Source organism: Leclercia sp., from assembly GCF_036780805.1.
Taxonomy (GTDB): Bacteria; Pseudomonadota; Gammaproteobacteria; order Enterobacterales; family Enterobacteriaceae; genus Enterobacter.
On sequence record NZ_DAIQCE010000004.1, the window covers coordinates 57,432 to 75,245 of the forward strand.

At 58.2% G+C, this 17,814-nt stretch carries 18 protein-coding genes; 15 read left to right on the plus strand and 3 right to left on the minus strand.

From position 1 onward, the window contains the following. Positions 1-12: 12 nt before the first annotated feature. Positions 13-2,427 carry a DNA topoisomerase (ATP-hydrolyzing) subunit B gene (gene gyrB, locus V7Q49_RS13085; protein ID WP_333852535.1) on the plus strand — a complete coding sequence of 805 codons (2,415 nt, stop codon included), beginning with the start codon at positions 13-15 and terminating at the stop codon, positions 2,425-2,427. Between the two features lie 30 nt (positions 2,428-2,457). Here gyrB and V7Q49_RS13090 read toward each other — a convergent pair whose 3' ends face one another. After that, complete coding sequence (locus V7Q49_RS13090) at positions 2,458-3,408, minus strand: LysR family transcriptional regulator (RefSeq protein ID WP_333852537.1); 951 nt, start codon at positions 3,406-3,408, stop codon at positions 2,458-2,460. A 110-nt stretch (positions 3,409-3,518) separates the two neighbouring features. Here V7Q49_RS13090 and V7Q49_RS13095 point away from each other — a divergent pair, with 110 nt between their 5' ends. From V7Q49_RS13095 to V7Q49_RS13130, 8 genes are all read left to right on the plus strand, one after another. Continuing rightward, positions 3,519-4,544 (plus strand): zinc-dependent alcohol dehydrogenase family protein, encoded by a 1,026-nt coding sequence (locus V7Q49_RS13095; protein ID WP_333852539.1) that lies wholly within the window; start codon positions 3,519-3,521, stop codon positions 4,542-4,544. 115 nt (positions 4,545-4,659) lie between these two features. Further along, on the plus strand, positions 4,660-5,472 hold the full coding sequence (yidA, locus tag V7Q49_RS13100; RefSeq protein ID WP_333852541.1) for a sugar-phosphatase: 813 nt from the start codon (positions 4,660-4,662) through the stop codon (positions 5,470-5,472). 250 nt (positions 5,473-5,722) lie between these two features. Then, a complete protein-coding gene (gene dgoR, locus V7Q49_RS13105; protein ID WP_064324218.1) occupies positions 5,723-6,412 on the plus strand; it encodes a D-galactonate utilization transcriptional regulator DgoR in 690 nt (229 codons plus the stop codon). Then, entirely contained in the window at positions 6,409-7,287 is an 879-nt protein-coding gene (locus V7Q49_RS13110; RefSeq protein WP_333852544.1) for a 2-dehydro-3-deoxygalactonokinase, read from the plus strand. Before dgoR ends, V7Q49_RS13110 begins: the two co-directional genes overlap by 4 nt. Beyond that, the gene (locus V7Q49_RS13115) at positions 7,271-7,888 is read left to right on the plus strand and encodes a 2-dehydro-3-deoxy-6-phosphogalactonate aldolase (RefSeq protein WP_333852546.1); all 618 of its coding nucleotides are present in this window, start codon (positions 7,271-7,273) and stop codon (positions 7,886-7,888) included. The genes V7Q49_RS13110 and V7Q49_RS13115 overlap by 17 nt, the downstream gene beginning before the upstream one ends. Beyond that, positions 7,885-9,033: a galactonate dehydratase gene (dgoD, locus tag V7Q49_RS13120; RefSeq protein WP_103793431.1), complete on the plus strand. Its 1,149-nt coding sequence runs from the start codon at positions 7,885-7,887 to the stop codon at positions 9,031-9,033. Before V7Q49_RS13115 ends, dgoD begins: the two co-directional genes overlap by 4 nt. Positions 9,034-9,147: 114 nt before the next feature. Next, complete coding sequence (locus V7Q49_RS13125) at positions 9,148-10,485, plus strand: MFS transporter (RefSeq protein WP_333852549.1); 1,338 nt, start codon at positions 9,148-9,150, stop codon at positions 10,483-10,485. Positions 10,486-10,536: 51 nt separating this feature from the next. Then, positions 10,537-11,763, plus strand: coding sequence for a DUF3748 domain-containing protein (locus V7Q49_RS13130; RefSeq protein ID WP_333852551.1), 1,227 nt, complete (start codon positions 10,537-10,539; stop codon positions 11,761-11,763). Here the strand turns inward: V7Q49_RS13130 and V7Q49_RS13135 are convergent, their stop codons facing one another. Further along, entirely contained in the window at positions 11,764-12,096 is a 333-nt protein-coding gene (locus V7Q49_RS13135; RefSeq protein ID WP_333852863.1) for a YceK/YidQ family lipoprotein, read from the minus strand. A gap of 311 nt (positions 12,097-12,407) precedes the next feature. On the opposite strand from V7Q49_RS13135, the gene ibpA reads away from it, so the two are divergent. The 6 genes from ibpA to V7Q49_RS13165 all read left to right on the plus strand — a co-directional run bounded on the left by ibpA (position 12,408) and on the right by V7Q49_RS13165 (position 16,510). Continuing rightward, positions 12,408-12,818: a small heat shock chaperone IbpA gene (ibpA, locus tag V7Q49_RS13140; RefSeq protein ID WP_032615564.1), complete on the plus strand. Its 411-nt coding sequence runs from the start codon at positions 12,408-12,410 to the stop codon at positions 12,816-12,818. A gap of 131 nt (positions 12,819-12,949) precedes the next feature. Next, the gene (ibpB, locus tag V7Q49_RS13145; protein WP_333852553.1) at positions 12,950-13,378 is read left to right on the plus strand and encodes a small heat shock chaperone IbpB; all 429 of its coding nucleotides are present in this window, start codon (positions 12,950-12,952) and stop codon (positions 13,376-13,378) included. A 194-nt stretch (positions 13,379-13,572) separates the two neighbouring features. Continuing rightward, positions 13,573-15,234: a putative transporter gene (locus tag V7Q49_RS13150; protein ID WP_333852555.1), complete on the plus strand. Its 1,662-nt coding sequence runs from the start codon at positions 13,573-13,575 to the stop codon at positions 15,232-15,234. A 73-nt stretch (positions 15,235-15,307) separates the two neighbouring features. Continuing rightward, entirely contained in the window at positions 15,308-15,655 is a 348-nt protein-coding gene (locus tag V7Q49_RS13155) for a YidH family protein (RefSeq protein WP_333852557.1), read from the plus strand. Further along, positions 15,645-16,007, plus strand: a complete 363-nt coding sequence (locus V7Q49_RS13160) for a DUF202 domain-containing protein (protein ID WP_333852559.1) — start codon at positions 15,645-15,647, stop codon at positions 16,005-16,007. Before V7Q49_RS13155 ends, V7Q49_RS13160 begins: the two co-directional genes overlap by 11 nt. Further along, entirely contained in the window at positions 16,004-16,510 is a 507-nt protein-coding gene (locus V7Q49_RS13165; protein ID WP_333852561.1) for a radical SAM protein, read from the plus strand. Before V7Q49_RS13160 ends, V7Q49_RS13165 begins: the two co-directional genes overlap by 4 nt. Here the strand turns inward: V7Q49_RS13165 and dsdA are convergent. Then, the gene (gene dsdA / locus V7Q49_RS13170) at positions 16,507-17,808 is read right to left on the minus strand and encodes a D-serine ammonia-lyase (protein ID WP_333852563.1); all 1,302 of its coding nucleotides are present in this window, start codon (positions 17,806-17,808) and stop codon (positions 16,507-16,509) included. The genes V7Q49_RS13165 and dsdA overlap by 4 nt on opposite strands. Between the last annotated feature and the right edge of the window lie 6 nt (positions 17,809-17,814).

Consider the following 17,814-nt stretch of genomic DNA (forward strand, 5'->3'; position numbering starts at 1 on the left):
CGAGAAACGTTGATGTCGAATTCTTATGACTCCTCCAGTATCAAAGTCCTGAAAGGGCTGGATGCGGTGCGTAAGCGCCCGGGTATGTATATCGGCGACACGGATGACGGCACCGGTCTGCACCACATGGTATTTGAGGTTGTGGATAACGCTATCGACGAAGCGCTCGCGGGTCACTGTAAAGACATCGTGGTGACCATCCACGCCGACAACTCCGTCTCCGTTACCGATGATGGCCGTGGCATCCCGACCGGTATCCACCCGGAAGAGGGCGTCTCTGCGGCGGAAGTGATCATGACCGTCCTGCACGCAGGCGGTAAGTTCGATGATAACTCCTATAAAGTCTCCGGCGGTCTGCACGGCGTTGGCGTCTCTGTGGTTAACGCCCTGTCGCAAAAGCTTGAGCTGCTGATCCGCCGTGAAGGCAAAGTGCATCAGCAAACCTACGTGCACGGCGTGCCTCAGGCACCGCTGGCCGTTACCGGTGACACTGACGTGACCGGGACGCAGGTCCGTTTCTGGCCAAGCCATGAAACCTTTACCAACGTCACCGAGTTTGAATATGAGATCCTCGCCAAACGTCTGCGCGAGCTGTCGTTCCTGAACTCCGGCGTCTCTATCCGCCTGCGCGACAAGCGCGACGGCAAAGAAGACCACTTCCATTACGAAGGCGGGATCAAAGCGTTCGTTGAGTACCTGAATAAGAACAAAACGCCAATTCACCCGAATATCTTCTATTTCTCCACCGAAAAAGACGGTATCGGCGTGGAAGTGGCGCTGCAGTGGAACGACGGTTTCCAGGAAAACATCTACTGCTTCACCAACAACATCCCGCAGCGCGATGGTGGTACGCACCTGGTCGGCTTCCGTACGGCGATGACCCGTACCCTGAACGCCTACATGGACAAAGAAGGCTACAGCAAAAAAGCGAAAGTCAGCGCCACCGGTGACGATGCCCGTGAAGGCCTGATTGCTGTTGTCTCCGTGAAGGTGCCGGATCCGAAGTTCTCCTCTCAGACCAAAGACAAACTGGTCTCTTCAGAGGTGAAATCGGCGGTTGAACAGCAGATGAACGAGCTGCTGAGCGAATACCTGCTGGAAAACCCATCCGACGCCAAAATCGTGGTCGGCAAAATTATCGATGCAGCACGTGCCCGTGAAGCGGCGCGTAAAGCCCGCGAAATGACCCGTCGTAAAGGCGCGCTGGACTTAGCAGGCCTGCCGGGCAAACTGGCGGACTGTCAGGAACGCGACCCGGCGCTGTCCGAACTGTACCTCGTGGAAGGGGACTCTGCGGGCGGTTCTGCGAAGCAGGGCCGTAACCGTAAGAACCAGGCGATCCTGCCGCTGAAGGGTAAAATCCTTAACGTTGAGAAGGCGCGCTTCGACAAGATGCTCTCCTCTCAGGAAGTGGCGACGCTGATCACCGCCCTGGGCTGCGGCATTGGCCGTGACGAGTACAACCCGGACAAGCTGCGCTATCACAGCATCATCATCATGACCGATGCGGACGTCGACGGCTCGCACATCCGTACGCTGCTGTTGACCTTCTTCTATCGTCAGATGCCTGAAATCGTTGAGCGTGGTCACGTCTACATTGCGCAGCCGCCGCTGTACAAAGTGAAGAAAGGCAAGCAGGAACAGTACATCAAAGACGACGAAGCGATGGATCAGTACCAGATCGCTATCGCCCTTGACGGTGCGACCCTGCACGCGAACTCTCACGCCCCGGCGCTGGCGGGTGAACCGCTGGAGCGTCTGGTGTCTGAGTTCAACGCCACCCAGAAGATGATTGGCCGCATGGAGCGTCGCTTCCCGCGCACGCTGCTGAAAGCGCTGGTCTATCAGCCGACGCTGTCTGAAGCTGACCTCAGCAGCGAGCAGGCCGTGACCCGTTGGGTAAATACCCTGGTGACCGACCTGAACGAGAACGAGCAGCACGGCAGCCAGTGGAAGTTCGACGTCAACGAGAACACCGAGCTGCAGCAGTTCGAGCCGGTGATCCGCGTGCGTACGCACGGTGTGGATACCGACTACCTGCTGGATCAGGAGTTTGTGACCGGTGCGGAATACCGCCGTATCTGTACTCTGGGCGAGAAGCTGCGCGGTCTGATCGAAGATGATGCGTTCATCGAGCGTGGCGAACGCCGCCAGCCGGTGGCCAGCTTCGAGCAGGCGCTGGAGTGGCTGGTGAAAGAGTCCCGTCGCGGCCTCTCCATTCAGCGTTATAAAGGTCTGGGCGAAATGAACCCGGATCAGCTGTGGGAAACCACCATGGATCCGGAAAGCCGCCGCATGCTGCGCGTCACCGTAAAAGACGCGATTGCAGCGGACCAGCTGTTCACGACCCTGATGGGCGATGCGGTTGAACCACGTCGTGCCTTTATCGAAGAGAACGCCCTGAAAGCGGCGAATATCGATATTTAATGTCGTTACCCCGCAACAGAAGCCGCGCATTTAGCGCGGCTTTTTTATTGGCCCAGGAACAGCAGCTTGCGCATCCAACGCCATTACTGACGGTAAACGGCTGACCAGCATGTCTATGGCAATTCTCACCCTCAGGGGCAGATGCGGCGTCTGCTGCCAGACCGCATGAACGTCGAAACGCACATCCGGCGCCTGTTTAAAGAGCGGGATAAGCGTTCCATTCTTAATCTCTTTGCGCACCATCCAACAGGGTAACCATGCAATGCCATGTCCGGCTAACGTAGCGTCGCAGATAGCTTGCAAATCATCCATATTGAGCGACGACCGGGGCATGATGGTCTGCGGCGCGCCTCCTTTGCTGTCTGCAAGCTGCCAGGGTAATACTCTGCCCGCGCGCAGATAGTTAATGGCAGTATGCTGATGTAAATCCGCAAGGGTTTCAGGCTGGCCCTTTTTCAACAGATAATCCGGCGCGGCGCACAGGACCATCCTGTGTTCTCCAAGCCTTCTGGCAACCAGGACGGCGCTGTCCGACAGCGTGCCGTTACGCACCGCCATATCAAACCCTTCCTCCACGAGATCCACCACGCGGTCGCTGAAAGACATTTCCAGCTCAAGGCCAGGATGTTCCTGGGTGAGCTCTATCAGCAGTGGGGCAATGCACTGGCGACCAAACAGCACTGGCATGGAGACACGCAGGCGGCCGCTGATATGGTGTTTTCCCGTTTCCAGCAGGGATTCTGCCCCCCGAATTTCCTCCAGCGCGCGCAGGCAGCGCTCGTAAAAAAGGGCACCGTTGTCGGTCAGGCTTTGGCTACGGGTTGTACGTTGAAACAGACGTACCCCCAGCCGCTCCTCAAGGCGAGCGATGCTCTTCCCCACCGCCGAGCGCGACAGATGCAAACGGACTGCCGCCTGGGCAAAACTTCCTGCCTCAACGGCGGCCACAAAGACGGGAATATCCTTTAGCGTGCTGGTCATGGATTGTCTCCATTATGGCGTCAATAGTGGGAAAAGTTATCGCCACTGACGATCTGAAGTCAACGGTAGACTGTGACTACAGAAGCTTATCTGATGACAGGAGAAAGAAGATGACAGAGAACATGCAACGCTGGTCAATGACCGCTCTCGGGCGCGAGAATCTCAGGCTCACGCAGGAGCCTGTTCCACAGCCAGGCCCCGGAGAAGTGCGGGTACGGGTGAATGCTGTTGCGCTCAACTATCGCGATAAAATGGTCATTGAAGGCAACATGCCGATTACTCCCTCCTTCCCGTTTACGCCTGCGTCTGACATGGCGGGCGTGGTGGACGGTATGGGTGAAGGGGTCACACGTTTCAAACCCGGCGCTCGCGTCATCTCCACCTTCTTCCCCGAGTGGATTGACGGAAAGCCAAAAGCCGATGCACGCACTTTGCCCTATAAAACGCTCGGGGGTTACTTCCAGGGGGTGCTGGCCGAATACGTCATTGTGAGTGAAGACGCGCTGGTGGCAGCGCCGGAAAGCCTGGATGACGCAGAGGCCAGCACTTTACCCTGTGCAGGGCTTACCGCTTGGTTCGCGCTGGTGGAGCGCGGTCATTTACGTGCCGGGCAATCGGTGCTGGTGCAGGGCACGGGTGGGGTGGCGATATTCGCGTTGCAAATTGCAAAAGCGCAGGGTGCAGAGGTTTTTGTCACCTCGGGAAGCGATGAAAAACTGGCGCAGGCGAAAAAGCTGGGTGCCGATCACGGTATCAACCGGCTCAAAGGCGACTGGGTTGACGGCATTTACGACCTGACGGACGATCGCGGCATCGACCATATTATTGAAACCGTCGGCGGAGAGAATCTTAAACATTCCCTGCGAGCCGTTGCGGTCCATGGCCGTATCTCGGTCATTGGCGTTCTGGCGGGCAGTGAAATTTCATTGCCTGCCAGTGAGCTGTTGCTGAAATCACCCGTCATTCAGGGGATTGGCGTCGGGCACCGCCGTGCGCTGGAAGATTTTGTCCGCGCGGTTGATGTGAACGGGTTGAAACCTGTTATTGAGCATCGTTATCGGTTTGACCAGCTTGACCTGGCGCTGGAACACCTCGACCGTGGTGCGTTTGGCAAAATCGTGCTGACCCGCGCGTAAGCCATCTTTCCCCGGGATCCGTATAAAAGGGGGTGCTTTGTTGCGCAATGTAGCTCTATTTTTGCGGGCTTAATCGCGTTAGCATGAGGCAGCACTCATTTATCCCGGGGATCTCATGGCTATCAAACTCATTGCAATCGACATGGACGGCACGCTGCTGCTGCCAGACCACACTATCTCTCCCGCTGTTAAAAACGCCATCGCCGCAGCCCGTGCGAAAGGCGTGAACGTGGTGCTGACCACCGGTCGTCCCTATGCAGGCGTGCACAGCTACCTGAAAGAGCTGCACATGAATGAACCGGGTGATTACTGCATTACCTATAACGGCGCGCTGGTGCAGAAAGCGGCTGACGGCAGCACGGTGGCGCAAACGGCACTGAGCTATGACGATTACCGCTATCTGGAACAACTCTCCCGTGACGTGGGCTCGCACTTCCACGCCCTCGACCGCAACACGCTCTACACCGCCAACCGCGACATCAGCTACTACACGGTACATGAATCCTTCGTTGCCACTATCCCGCTGGTGTTCTGCGAAGCGGAGAAGATGGATCCGGCCACCCAGTTCCTGAAAGTGATGATGATTGATGAGCCAGAGATCCTGGACAAAGCCATTGCCCGCATCCCGGCAGACGTGAAAGAGAAATACACCGTGCTGAAAAGTGCGCCGTACTTCCTCGAAATCCTCGATAAACGCGTCAATAAAGGTACCGGCGTGAAGTCGCTGGCCGAGGCGCTGGGGATCAAACCGGAAGAGATCATGACCCTGGGCGATCAGGAGAACGACATTGCGATGCTGGAATATGCTGGCTTAGGCGTGGCGATGGAGAACGCGATCCCGTCGGTGAAAGAGGTGGCTAACTTCGTCACCAAATCCAACCTTGAAGACGGCGTGGCGTACGCCATTGAGAAGTTTGTCCTGAATTAAGGCCCGGCAAAACCCGCGCTCTACAACCCGCACCTGTTGCGGGTTTTTTTATCCCCGCAGGAACCTTCCCTTAACATTCTTTTCACCGATTGTTCTTTTTGTGATCCAGATTGTAGTACAACATTATGTGATTGTACTACATTACGACCACGGCAATGACGAATAGCATCACGTTTGTACTGCAAAATTGAGGCGAAATTCAGCGGTCGCGGTAAAGTAGGGCTGGACATACAGAGCACAAGGACTCTCCATGACTCTCAATAAAACCGATCGCATCGTCATTACGCTGGGCACCCAGATTGTGGGTGGCAAATACGTTCCCGGCTCGCCGCTGCCCGCAGAGGCGGAGCTGTGTGAGGAGTTTGAAACCTCGCGCAACATCATCCGGGAAGTGTTCCGCTCGCTGATGGCGAAGCGGCTGATTGAAATGAAGCGTTATCGCGGCGCCTTTGTCGCGCCGCGTAACCAGTGGAACTACCTCGATACCGACGTTCTGCAGTGGGTGCTGGAAAACGACTACGACCCACGGCTAATCGGCGCGATGAGCGAGGTGCGAAACCTGGTAGAGCCGGCCATCGCCCGCTGGGCGGCGGAACGCGCAACCTCCGGCGACCTGGCGCAGATTGAGTCGGCCCTGAACGACATGATCGCCAATAACCAGGACCGGGACGCCTTTAACGAGGCGGACATCCGCTACCACGAAGCGGTGCTGCAGTCGGTGCATAATCCGGTGTTACAGCAGTTGAGCGTGGCGATCAGCTCGCTACAGCGAGCAGTATTTGAACGAACCTGGATGGGTGATGAGGCCAACATGCCGAAGACGCTCCAGGAACATAAAGCGCTGTTCGATGCGATACGGCATCAGGACAGCGATGCGGCAGAGCAGGCGGCGTTAACCATGATCGCCAGCTCAACACGAAGGTTGAAGGAAATCACATGATATCTCGCTACATCGCAATTGACTGGGGATCGACCAATCTGCGCGCCTGGCTCTACCAGGGCGAACAGTGCCTGGAGAGCAGGCAATCCGAAGCAGGCGTCACGCGTCTGAACGGTAAATCCCCCGAGGCGGTGTTAGCAGAGGTGACACAAAACTGGCGCGACGGCGCTACGCCGGTGGTGATGGCGGGGATGGTCGGCAGCAACGTGGGCTGGAAGGTTGCCCCGTATCTGCCGGTTCCTGCCCATTTTTCTGCCATTGGTGAACAGTTAACGTCCGTTGGCGACAATGTCTGGATTATTCCCGGGCTGTGCGTCTCCCGCGACGATAACCACAACGTGATGCGCGGTGAAGAGACCCAGCTGCTCGGCGCGCGCACGCTCTCTCCTTCTTCTGTCTACGTGATGCCCGGTACGCACTGCAAATGGGTGCAGGCCGATGCTCAGCAAATCCATGATTTTCGCACCGTGATGACCGGCGAATTGCACCACTTGCTGCTTAAGCATTCGCTGGTGGGTGCCGGTTTGCCTGAGCAGGAGGCCTCCCCTGAGGCGTTTGCCGCCGGGCTTGAGCGCGGGATCGCTTCCCCTGCCGTTTTGCCGCAGCTTTTTGAGGTTCGCGCTTCGCACGTGCTGGGAACCCTTCCCCGCGAGCAGGTCAGCGAGTTTTTATCGGGCCTGCTGATTGGCGCAGAAGTCGCCACCCTGAGCGAGCAGTTCGCCGGGCAGCAGTCCATCACCCTCGTCGCGGGTTCATCGCTGACCTCACGTTATCGCCAGGCGTTTCACGCCATCGGCCGTGACGTGGCGGCGGTGGAAGGCGACACGGCATTTCAGGCTGGAATAAGGAGCATCGCTCATGCAGTGGCAAACTAATCTTCCCCTTATCGCGATCCTGCGCGGCATCACTCCTGACGAGGCTTTAGCCCACGTCGGCGCGGTCATCGACGCCGGATTCGACGCGGTGGAAATCCCGCTCAACTCTCCTGAATGGGAGAAAAGCATTCCGGCGGTTGTGGATGCGTTTGGCGACAGAGCGCTGATCGGCGCGGGTACCGTGTTACAGCCGGAGCAGGTGGACAGGCTGGCGAAGATGGGCTGCAAACTGATCGTCACGCCCAATATTAATCCCGAGGTGATACGCCGCGCGGTGGGCTACGGCATGACCGTCTGCCCGGGATGTGCCACGGCGACCGAAGCCTTTACCGCTCTCGATGCGGGCGCGCAGTCGCTCAAAATTTTCCCGTCGTCGGCCTTTGGCCCGGATTACATCAAAGCGCTGAAAGCGGTTTTACCCGCCAGCGTCCCGGTCTTTGCCGTGGGCGGCGTAACGCCAGAAAACCTGGCCCAGTGGATGAAAGCCGGCTGTGTCGGCGCGGGGCTGGGCAGCGATCTCTATCGCGCCGGGCAGTCCGTGGAACGTACCGCGCAGCAGGCGGCGGCATTTGTGAAAGCGTATCGAGAGGCAGTGAAATGAAAATAACCAAACTCACCACGTACCGTTTACCTCCGCGTTGGATGTTCCTGAAAATCGAAACCGACGAAGGGGTGGTTGGCTGGGGCGAGCCGGTCATCGAAGGCCGCGCGCGCACCGTCGAGGCGGCAGTGCATGAGCTGGGCGAATACCTGATTGGCCAGGATCCGGCACGCATTAACGACCTGTGGCAGGTGATGTACCGCGCGGGCTTCTACCGCGGCGGTCCGATCATGATGAGCGCCATCGCCGGTATCGACCAGGCGCTGTGGGATATCAAAGGCAAAGTGCTCAATGCCCCAGTCTGGCAACTGATGGGCGGCCTGGTACGCGACAAAATCAAAGCCTACAGCTGGGTGGGCGGCGACCGTCCGGCGGAAGTGATCGACGGCATCAACAAGCTGCGCGGCATCGGATTCGACACCTTTAAGCTCAACGGCTGTGAAGAGATGGGCATTATCGACAACTCGCGTGCGGTCGACCGGGCGGTGAATACCGTGGCGCAGATCCGCGAGGCTTTCGGCAATGAGATTGAGTTTGGTCTGGACTTCCACGGCCGCGTCAGCGCGCCAATGGCGAAGGTGCTGATCAAAGAGCTGGAGCAGTATCGTCCGCTGTTTATTGAGGAGCCGGTACTGGCCGAGCAGGCCGAGTACTATCCGAAATTGGCTGAACAGACCCACATTCCGATCGCGGCGGGTGAACGTATGTTCTCGCGCTTCGAGTTCAAACGCGTGCTGGAGGCGGGCGGTATTGCGATCCTGCAACCGGATCTCTCCCACGCGGGCGGCATCACCGAATGCTACAAAATTGCCGGGATGGCAGAGGCCTACGACGTGGCGCTGGCACCGCACTGCCCGCTGGGGCCGATCGCGCTGGCCGCCTGTCTGCACGTGGACTTTGTCTCCCGCAACGCCGTGTTCCAGGAACAGAGCATGGGCATTCACTATAACAAGGGCGCGGAGCTGCTCGACTTTGTGAAGAACAAAGAAGACTTCAACATGGAAGGCGGTTTCTTCAAACCGTTAACGAAGCCGGGCCTTGGCGTGGAAATTGACGAAGCCAAAGTCATTGAGCTGAGTAAAAATGCGCCGGACTGGCGTAACCCGTTATGGCGTCATGAGGACGGTTCCGTAGCCGAATGGTAAAGCCGGATGGCGCTACGCTTATCCGGCCTACTCTCCCGTAGGCCCGGTAAGCGTAGCGCCACCGGGCAATAAAAACGTACATACAAAAATATAACCCTCTGTAATTTACAGGGCATGGTGAGCGGCTTCGCTATGCCCAAAATCTGGAGACAGATTGCGATGGATATTCCAGTTACTGCTACTAAAACCGGGCGTCGCCGTTACCTGACGCTGATTATGATCTTTATTACCGTGGTCATCTGTTATGTTGACCGCGCCAACCTGGCGGTGGCCTCGGCCCATATTCAGGAAGAGTTTGGTATCACCAAAGCGGAAATGGGTTACGTCTTCTCGGCCTTCGCCTGGCTCTATACGCTGTGTCAGATCCCGGGCGGCTGGTTCCTCGACCGTGTTGGCTCGCGCCTGACCTACTTTATCGCCATTTTCGGCTGGTCCGTGGCGACCCTGTTCCAGGGCTTTGCCACCGGCTTAATGTCGCTGATTGGCCTGCGCGCCATCACCGGTATTTTCGAAGCCCCGGCGTTCCCGACCAACAACCGTATGGTTACCAGCTGGTTCCCGGAGCATGAGCGTGCCTCTGCGGTCGGGTTCTATACCTCCGGCCAGTTTGTCGGTCTCGCGTTCCTGACCCCGCTGCTGATCTGGATCCAGGAGCTGCTGAGCTGGCACTGGGTGTTTATCGTCACCGGCGGGATCGGCATCATCTGGTCGCTGGTCTGGTTCAAGGTATACCAGCCACCGCGTCTGACCAAAAGCATCACCAAAGCCGAGCTGGACTACATCCGCGACGGTGGTGGCCTGGTGGACGGCGATGCGCCGGTGAAAAAAGAGGCGCGTCAGCCGCTGACCAAAGCCGACTGGAAGCTGGTGTTCCACCGTAAGCTGGTGGGCGTTTACCTGGGCCAGTTTGCGGTGACCTCGACGCTGTGGTTCTTCCTCACCTGGTTCCCGAACTACCTGACTCAGGAAAAAGGGATTACCGCGCTGAAGGCAGGCTTTATGACCACGGTGCCGTTCCTCGCGGCCTTCTTCGGTGTACTGCTTTCCGGCTGGCTGGCCGATAAGCTGGTGAAAAAAGGCTACTCCCTCGGCATTGCGCGTAAAACGCCGATCATCTGCGGGTTGCTGATCTCCACCTGCATCATGGGTGCGAACTACACCAACGATCCGGTATGGATTATGACCCTGATGGCGATTGCCTTCTTCGGGAATGGCTTCGCCTCTATCACCTGGTCGCTGGTGTCGTCCCTGGCGCCGATGCGTCTGATTGGCCTGACCGGTGGGGTGTTTAACTTCGTGGGCGGGCTGGGCGGCATCACCGTGCCGCTGGTGATTGGCTACCTGGCGCAGGACTACGGTTTCGGCCCGGCGCTGGTCTATATTTCAGCGGTAGCGCTGGTTGGCGCGCTCTCCTACATCCTGCTGGTGGGCGACGTGAAACGGGTAGGCTAATCCCCGGCAATGCTATACCCTGATGCGACATCCGCGCATCAGGGTATCCTCATGAAACAAATCACCTTCGCTCCCCGCAATCATCAGCTCACCAACACCCGCACCTGGACCGCAGACAGCCAGTGGCTGGCCTTTGACGTCCGTCCTTCCGGCGCGTCCTTTACCGGCGAAACCATTGAGCGGGTAAATGTTGAAACGGGCGAGGTGGAGGTGATTTATCGCGCCAGCCAGGGTGCGCACGTGGGGGTCGTGACCGTTCATCCTGCGGAAAATAAATACGTTTTTATCCATGGCCCGAAAAATCCTGATGCCCACTGGCAGTACGATTTTCACCACCGCCAGGGGGTGATTGCCGGACAGGGGCAGGTAAGCCATCTCGATGCGATGGATATCACCGCGCCCTTTACCCCCGGCGCGCTGCGCGGCGGTAGCCATGTCCATGTGTATAGCCCGGACGGGCAGTTTGTCAGCTTTACCTATAACGACCACGTGCTGCACGAGTTAGATCCGACGCTCGATTTACGCAACGTAGGCGTGGCCGCACCCTTCGGCCCGGTGACACCCCAGGGCGACCACCCGCGTAACTATGGCGGCACGCACTGGAGCGTACTGGTGAGCCGCACAACCCCGACGCCAACACCCGGCAGCGACGAGATCAACCGCGCCTATGAAGAGGGCTGGGTCGGCAACGACAGGCTGGCCTTTATCGGCGATACCCTGTCCGCCGACGGTGAAAAAGTGCCGGAACTGTTTATCGTGGATCTGCCGAAAGACGAGCAGAGCTGGAAACAGGCCGGCGATATTCCGCTTCAGGGCACGGCAGATCGTCTGCCCGCGCCGCCTGCCGGAGTGGTACAGCGTCGTTTAACGTTTACCCATGACCATCGTTATCCGGGGCTGGTGAACGTGCCGCGCCACTGGGTGCGCAGCAACCCGCAGGCGACGCAAATCGCGTTCCTGATGCGTGATGATAAAGGGGTAGTGCAGCTGTGGCTGATCGCTGCGGAAGGAGGAGAGCCCCGTCAGCTCACCCATAATCAACGCGATATTCAGTCGGCGTTTAACTGGCATCCGGCGGGCCATTCGCTGGGGTTTGTGCTGGAAGATCGCATTGCCCGCTGTGATGCCACCTCGGGCGACGTGACGTTTTTGACGTCCGATCACGGCAACCCGCCGTCGGGGGATGCGGTGGTTTACTCGCCTGACGGGCGCTATCTGGCCTGGATGGAGGAGGTCGGCGGCTTCCGTCAGATTTGGGTGACAGAAACCGGGTGCTAATCAGCGCGAGGGCATCTCGGCGGGCGGGATGACGGCGTTGGTTGCCAGCGTCTTCTCCTCGCTTTGCTCCACGCGGGAGCGAACGGATTTATCCGTGCGGAAGAGATCCCACGGCAGCAGCAGGGTATCAACAACAGCAGTAAACGGCATATCCAGCACCACCAGCGATTTGGTGCCCCAGTTGGTGTCGTCATCCGCCAGCATGTTCGCACTGGCGCGCGTCCCCGGATACGTCCCTTCTTTACCGCCGGTGTGAGACATCACGCTCGAACACCCGCAAAGCACCATCACCGCGCTGAACATCGTCAACTTTATCAGAACATTTTTCATTATCAGTCAGTCATCATCAATGGTCTGGAACAGACCCGCAACCGGGTTTATAACGGGCCATCGTCTAAATGAATAGTTGAAAAGTACCGCTCTGTGGCACCTATCGCATTTTAACCTTACGTGCTGTAGTCCCAGTCTATTCCAGTACCCGCAAAGTGCAAAAAATTCTCGCTGCGCTGCTCTTGAAAAGAACGGAAGCAGACCCATTTTAAGAGGGTATCGATAAACAAACGTGCCTGAGGGGCGTTTGGGATACCCCAGCCTGTCCACCGTGGAAGGCGACAATTCTTGCTGATTTCAGGAGTTTTAACCGTATGCGTAACTTTGATCTTTCTCCGCTTTATCGTTCAGCCATTGGCTTCGATCGTCTGTTCAATCATTTAGAAAACAACCAAAGCCAGAGCAACGGCTACCCTCCATACAATGTTGAATTGGTTGACGAAAACCACTATCGCATCGCGATTGCCGTGGCCGGTTTTGCTGAAAGCGAACTGGAAATCACCGCGCAGGACAACCTGCTGGTGGTGAAAGGCGCTCATGCGGGCGAGCAGAAAGAACGTACCTATCTCTATCAGGGCATCGCGGAACGTAACTTTGAACGCAAGTTCCAGTTAGCGGAAAACATTCACGTTCACGGCGCGAACCTGGTCAACGGCCTGCTGTATATCGATCTGGAACGTGTGATCCCGGAAGCGAAAAAACCGCGCCGTATCGAAATTAATTAATTCCAGGGTCGCTGCGGCGGCCCATACCTGAATGCTTGCCGATATCGGGAGCAGAGGCGGATCCATCAGGATTTGCCGGGACAACTGCGCACAACATTGTGCCGAACTCGCTTCTCAGAAGGAGAATACTCATGCGTAATTACGACTTATCCCCGCTGCTGCGTCAGTGGATCGGTTTTGACAAACTGGCTAACGCGCTGCAAAGCACCACCGAAAGCCAGGCCTTCCCGCCGTATAACATCGAAAAGAGCGACGATAACCACTATCGCATTACGCTCGCGGTGGCGGGATTCAGCCAGCAGAACCTGGATATCCAGCTGGAAGGCACGCGCCTGACGGTAAAAGGCACCCCGGAAAAACCGGAGACCGAAACCAAATGGCTGCATCAGGGGCTGGTCACTCAGCCGTTCAGCCTGAGCTTTACCCTCGCTGAACATATGGAAGTGACGGGTGCCACCTTCACCAACGGGCTGCTGCATATCGACATCACCCGCAACGTGCCGGATGAGATTGCTCCGCAGCGGATCGCCATCAGCGAACGCCCGGCGTTGAACAGCTAATGCGGGTTTGTGCCCGGCGGCGCTACGCTTGCACGGGCCTACGGGGTTAATGCCCTCGCACACACTAAAAACGGTCACCTTCGGGTGACCGTTTTGCTTTTACCTCGGCTTTTTTGTGCGCCATCGCCCATACAACCCGCCTGCGCTCTGCGAAAATCCCTGGTAATAATAATGTTATTCACAGGGATGCCGTCATGAGTGATATAGCGTTAACGGTCAGTATTCTGGCGTTGGTTGCGGTGGTCGGGCTGTGGATCGGCAATATCAAAATCCGCGGCGTCGGGTTCGGCATTGGCGGTGTGCTGTTTGGCGGGATATTTGTCGGCCACTTTGCCGACCAGCTGGGCATTACGCTCAGCGCGCAAATGCTGCATTTCATTCAGGAATTTGGCCTTATCCTCTTTGTGTACACCATCGGCATTCAGGTCGGACCCGGCTTTTTCGCCTCGCTGCGCGTCTCGGGCCTGCGCCTCAACCTCTTTGCAATGGGAATCGTGGTGATGGGCGGGCTGGTCACCGCCCTGCTGCATAAGCTCTTCGCCATTCCGCTGCCGGTGGTACTGGGTATTTTCTCCGGGGCGGTCACCAACACCCCTGCGCTGGGGGCCGGACAGCAAATCCTGCGCGACCTGGGGATTGAAGCAGGGATCGTGGATCAGATGGGCATGAGCTACGCCATGGCCTACCCGTTCGGCATCTGCGGCATTCTGCTTACCATGTGGCTGATGCGCGTTCTGTTTCGCATTAACGTGGAGCAGGAAGCTCAGCAGCACGAATCCACCCTTACCCAGGGCCAGGCGCTGATTAAAACCATCAACATCCGCGTCGACAACCCCAATCTCAACAACCTGGCGATCCAGGATGTGCCGATCCTCAACAGCGCCAACATTATCTGTTCCCGCCTGAAGCGCGATCAGACCCTGATGGTGCCTCTGCCCGGCACGGTGATCCAGACCGGCGACCTGCTGCACCTCGTTGGCCAGCCGGCGGACCTGAACAACGCCCGGCTGGTGATCGGCCAGGAGGTGGATACTTCGCTCTCCACCCGCGGCACCGATATGCGCGTTGAGCGGGTGGTGGTCACCAACGAGCAGGTATTAGGCAAAAAAATCCGCGAACTGCAGGCAAAAGAGCGTTATGACGTGGTGATCTCGCGCCTGAACCGCGCCGGGATCGAACTGGTAGCCAGCCCGGACGCCAGCCTGCAGTTTGGCGATATCCTTAACCTGGTCGGCCGTCCGGCCTCCATTGATGCCGTTGCCAATATCGTGGGCAACGCGCAGCAAAAACTGCAGCAGGTGCAGATGCTGCCGGTATTTATCGGCATCGGTCTTGGCGTCCTGCTCGGCTCCATCCCGCTGTACGTGCCGGGGTTCCCGGTGGCGCTCAAGCTGGGGCTGGCAGGCGGGCCGCTGATTATGGCCCTGATCCTCGGGCGTATCGGCTGCGTGGGCAAGCTCTACTGGTTTATGCCCCCGAGCGCCAACCTTGCCCTGCGCGAGCTGGGGATCGTCCTGTTCCTGGCGGTGGTGGGGCTGAAATCGGGCGGGGATTTCGTCGAGACGCTGGCCCGCGGCGACGGCGTCAGCTGGATTGGCTACGGCATCCTCATTACCGCGGTTCCGCTGATCGTCATGGGCATTCTGGCGCGGCTGTTGGCGAAGATGAACTACCTGACCCTGTGCGGCATGCTGGCCGGTTCGATGACCGATCCGCCGGCATTGGCCTTTGCCAACAACCTGCACGCCACCAGCGGTGCGGCGGCGCTCTCTTACGCCACGGTCTATCCGCTGGTGATGTTTATGCGCATCATCACACCGCAACTGCTGGCGGTGTTGTTCTGGGGAATGGGTTAAGACGGGAATTACTGCCCTGGATACGTTAACATTGCCGGAGTTTTGTACAACGGGCAGTCAGACAGGAGTGGTCATGAAAATTTCACGCCTCGGCGAAGCGCCGGATTATCGCTTCTCGCTGGCAAACGAGCGTACCTTTCTGGCGTGGATCCGCACCGCGCTGGGCTTTCTGGCGGCCGGTGTCGGCCTTGACCAACTGGCACCCGATTTTGCCACACCGGTGATCCGCCAGCTGCTGGCGCTGCTGCTGTGCCTCTTTTCCGGGGGGCTGGCGATCTACGGCTACCTGCGCTGGCTGCGTAATGAAAAGGCGATGCGCCTGAAAGAAGATCTGCCCTACACCCGCAGCCTGCTGATGGTCAGCCTGATCCTGATGATAGTGGCGGTGATTGTGATGGGGCTGGTGCTGTATGGCGGATAGCCGCAAAGCGCGCCGTCTGGCCGATCCGGGGCTACAGCCGGAGCGAACCTCGCTTGCCTGGCTGCGCACCCTGTTTGGCTACGGGGCACTAATGGTGCTGGCAGTGAAGCACAACTGGCAGCAGGCGGGTCCGCTGTTTTGGGTGGCGCTGGGGGTGCTGGCGATGGTGGCGCTGATCCTCTGGCACTACACCCGCAACCGCGCCCGGATGGACGTGTCGCTGTACAACTTTTCAGCATCCCGACCGGTACGTAGTAAATTTTTGATCTCCCTCGCAGTGTTATCCCTCGCATTACTGTTTGCTGCTAGTCATCTTCATCATCTCATTATTTTTATCAGGGAATTTGCATGACAGGATGTCAGGTCAAAGTGCTCGTGACGGTAATTAACCGCCAGAACTGCGGCCAGCCGGAACAGCTATACCGGGATGTGCGTGACCAGGGCATAACGTACCTGAAGTTTATTCCGTTGCAGGCACGCGATAACCCGGAATCGATCACCGATCGGCAGTGGGCCGCGTTCCTGATGGCGGTATTTGATGTCTGGGTACGGGAAGATATCGGTCGTATTTTTATACAACTCTTTGATTCAACGCTGGAAATATGGCGCGGCAATCCACAGCAGAGCGACTGTGGAGCCATTCCCGACGAGTGCCGGGCATGTCCGATCCGGTCTCTGTGCAGCAGTGACAGCCCAGAGCAGCGGGGGGAGGGTAAAAGCGCGCTCTGTGCAGGGTATCAGGCCTTTTTCCGCCACTCCGCCCCGCATATGCGGGTGATGCGCGATTTAATCCGCCATCACCGTTCGCCTGTTGAGCTGATGGCCCTGCTACAGCAGAGCCACCGGGTCAGTTAACGCCCTTTCGCCAGGTACTTCGCCATCTCCTCTTCCGGCACCATCCCACCCCCAGTTGCCCATACCAGATGGGTGGCGTTCTCCAGCGGATAGTGACCGGAAGCGGTAAGGCGCACCGGCCCGGCCATGCCCGCCAGCGCCGACGGCTCAAGGCGAATGTTCTCTTCCTGTGCCAGCCAGCCCAGCATGTCGTACATGCTCTGATCGGCGAGGGTATAGAACCCGTCAAGCAGGCGCTCCATGGCGCGGCCAACAAAGCCGGAGGCACGGCCTACCGCCAGACCGTCCGCCGCGGTGAGGTTATCGATCCCCAGGTCCTGCACCGCAATCTCGTCATGCAGCCCGGTATATACCCCCAGCAGCATGCACGGTGAGTGGGTCGGTTCGGCAAAGATGCAGTGAACGTGGTCGCCAAAGGCCAGCTTCAGCCCAAACGCCACCCCGCCAGGGCCACCGCCCACGCCGCACGGCAGGTAGACAAACAGGGGATGCTCCGCATCCACCACCCGGCCCTGTTCGGCAAACTGCGCCTTCAGGCGCTCGCCTGCCACGGCATAGCCCAGAAACAGGGTGCGGGAGTTTTCATCGTCGATAAAGAAGCAGTTCGGGTCGTTTTCCGCCGCCTTGCGCCCTTGCTCCACCGCCACGCCGTAATCCTGTTCGTACTCCACCACCGTCACGCCGTGGCTGCGCAGTTTGGCCTTCTTCCACTCGCGGGCATCGGCGGACATGTGCACCGTCACCTTAAAGCCGATGCGGGCGCTCATAATGCCAATCGACATCCCGAGGTTGCCGGTCGACCCCACGGCGATACTGTACTGGCTAAAGAAGTCTTTAAAGCGCGGCTCCAGCAGGATGCTGTAATCGTCCTCAACGCTGAGCAGCCCGGCGGCCAGAGCCAGTTTTTCGGCGTGGGTCAGCACTTCATAGATCCCGCCGCGGGCTTTAATCGAGCCGGAGATCGGCAGATGGCTGTCTTTTTTCAGCAGCAGGGTGCCGGGAACGGTGATATTAAATTCCTTCTCCAGCCGTGTGTGCATCTTCGGAATGGCCACCAGTTCAGATTCAATAATTCCGTGAGTGGCCGCCGTTTCCGGGAACGCGCGGGCGAGATAAGGGGCAAAGCGGTTCAGGCGCGCCCGGGCATCCTCCACGTCGGCGTCGGTCAGCCCGACATAGGGCAGGCCAGCGGCCAGGGTGGTGGCGTTCGGGTTAAGCCAGGTCGTTTCTTTCAGGGCGATCAGATCCTCCACCAGAGGATACTGTGCGATTAAAGTGGTGATGTTTGCGTTTTCCATAAGAGA

Coding starts and splice junctions, on each gene's coding strand:
- gyrB (WP_333852535.1), top strand. CDS start 13: ATGTCGAATTCTTATGACTCCTCCAGTATCAAAGTCCTGAAAGGGCTG.
- V7Q49_RS13090 (WP_333852537.1), bottom strand. CDS start 3,408: ATGACCAGCACGCTAAAGGATATTCCCGTCTTTGTGGCCGCCGTTGAG.
- V7Q49_RS13095 (WP_333852539.1), top strand. CDS start 3,519: ATGACAGAGAACATGCAACGCTGGTCAATGACCGCTCTCGGGCGCGAG.
- yidA (WP_333852541.1), top strand. CDS start 4,660: ATGGCTATCAAACTCATTGCAATCGACATGGACGGCACGCTGCTGCTG.
- dgoR (WP_064324218.1), top strand. CDS start 5,723: ATGACTCTCAATAAAACCGATCGCATCGTCATTACGCTGGGCACCCAG.
- V7Q49_RS13110 (WP_333852544.1), top strand. CDS start 6,409: ATGATATCTCGCTACATCGCAATTGACTGGGGATCGACCAATCTGCGC.
- V7Q49_RS13115 (WP_333852546.1), top strand. CDS start 7,271: ATGCAGTGGCAAACTAATCTTCCCCTTATCGCGATCCTGCGCGGCATC.
- dgoD (WP_103793431.1), top strand. CDS start 7,885: ATGAAAATAACCAAACTCACCACGTACCGTTTACCTCCGCGTTGGATG.
- V7Q49_RS13125 (WP_333852549.1), top strand. CDS start 9,148: ATGGTGAGCGGCTTCGCTATGCCCAAAATCTGGAGACAGATTGCGATG.
- V7Q49_RS13130 (WP_333852551.1), top strand. CDS start 10,537: ATGAAACAAATCACCTTCGCTCCCCGCAATCATCAGCTCACCAACACC.
- ibpA (WP_032615564.1), top strand. CDS start 12,408: ATGCGTAACTTTGATCTTTCTCCGCTTTATCGTTCAGCCATTGGCTTC.
- ibpB (WP_333852553.1), top strand. CDS start 12,950: ATGCGTAATTACGACTTATCCCCGCTGCTGCGTCAGTGGATCGGTTTT.
- V7Q49_RS13150 (WP_333852555.1), top strand. CDS start 13,573: ATGAGTGATATAGCGTTAACGGTCAGTATTCTGGCGTTGGTTGCGGTG.
- V7Q49_RS13155 (WP_333852557.1), top strand. CDS start 15,308: ATGAAAATTTCACGCCTCGGCGAAGCGCCGGATTATCGCTTCTCGCTG.
- V7Q49_RS13160 (WP_333852559.1), top strand. CDS start 15,645: ATGGCGGATAGCCGCAAAGCGCGCCGTCTGGCCGATCCGGGGCTACAG.
- V7Q49_RS13165 (WP_333852561.1), top strand. CDS start 16,004: ATGACAGGATGTCAGGTCAAAGTGCTCGTGACGGTAATTAACCGCCAG.
- dsdA (WP_333852563.1), bottom strand. CDS start 17,808: ATGGAAAACGCAAACATCACCACTTTAATCGCACAGTATCCTCTGGTG.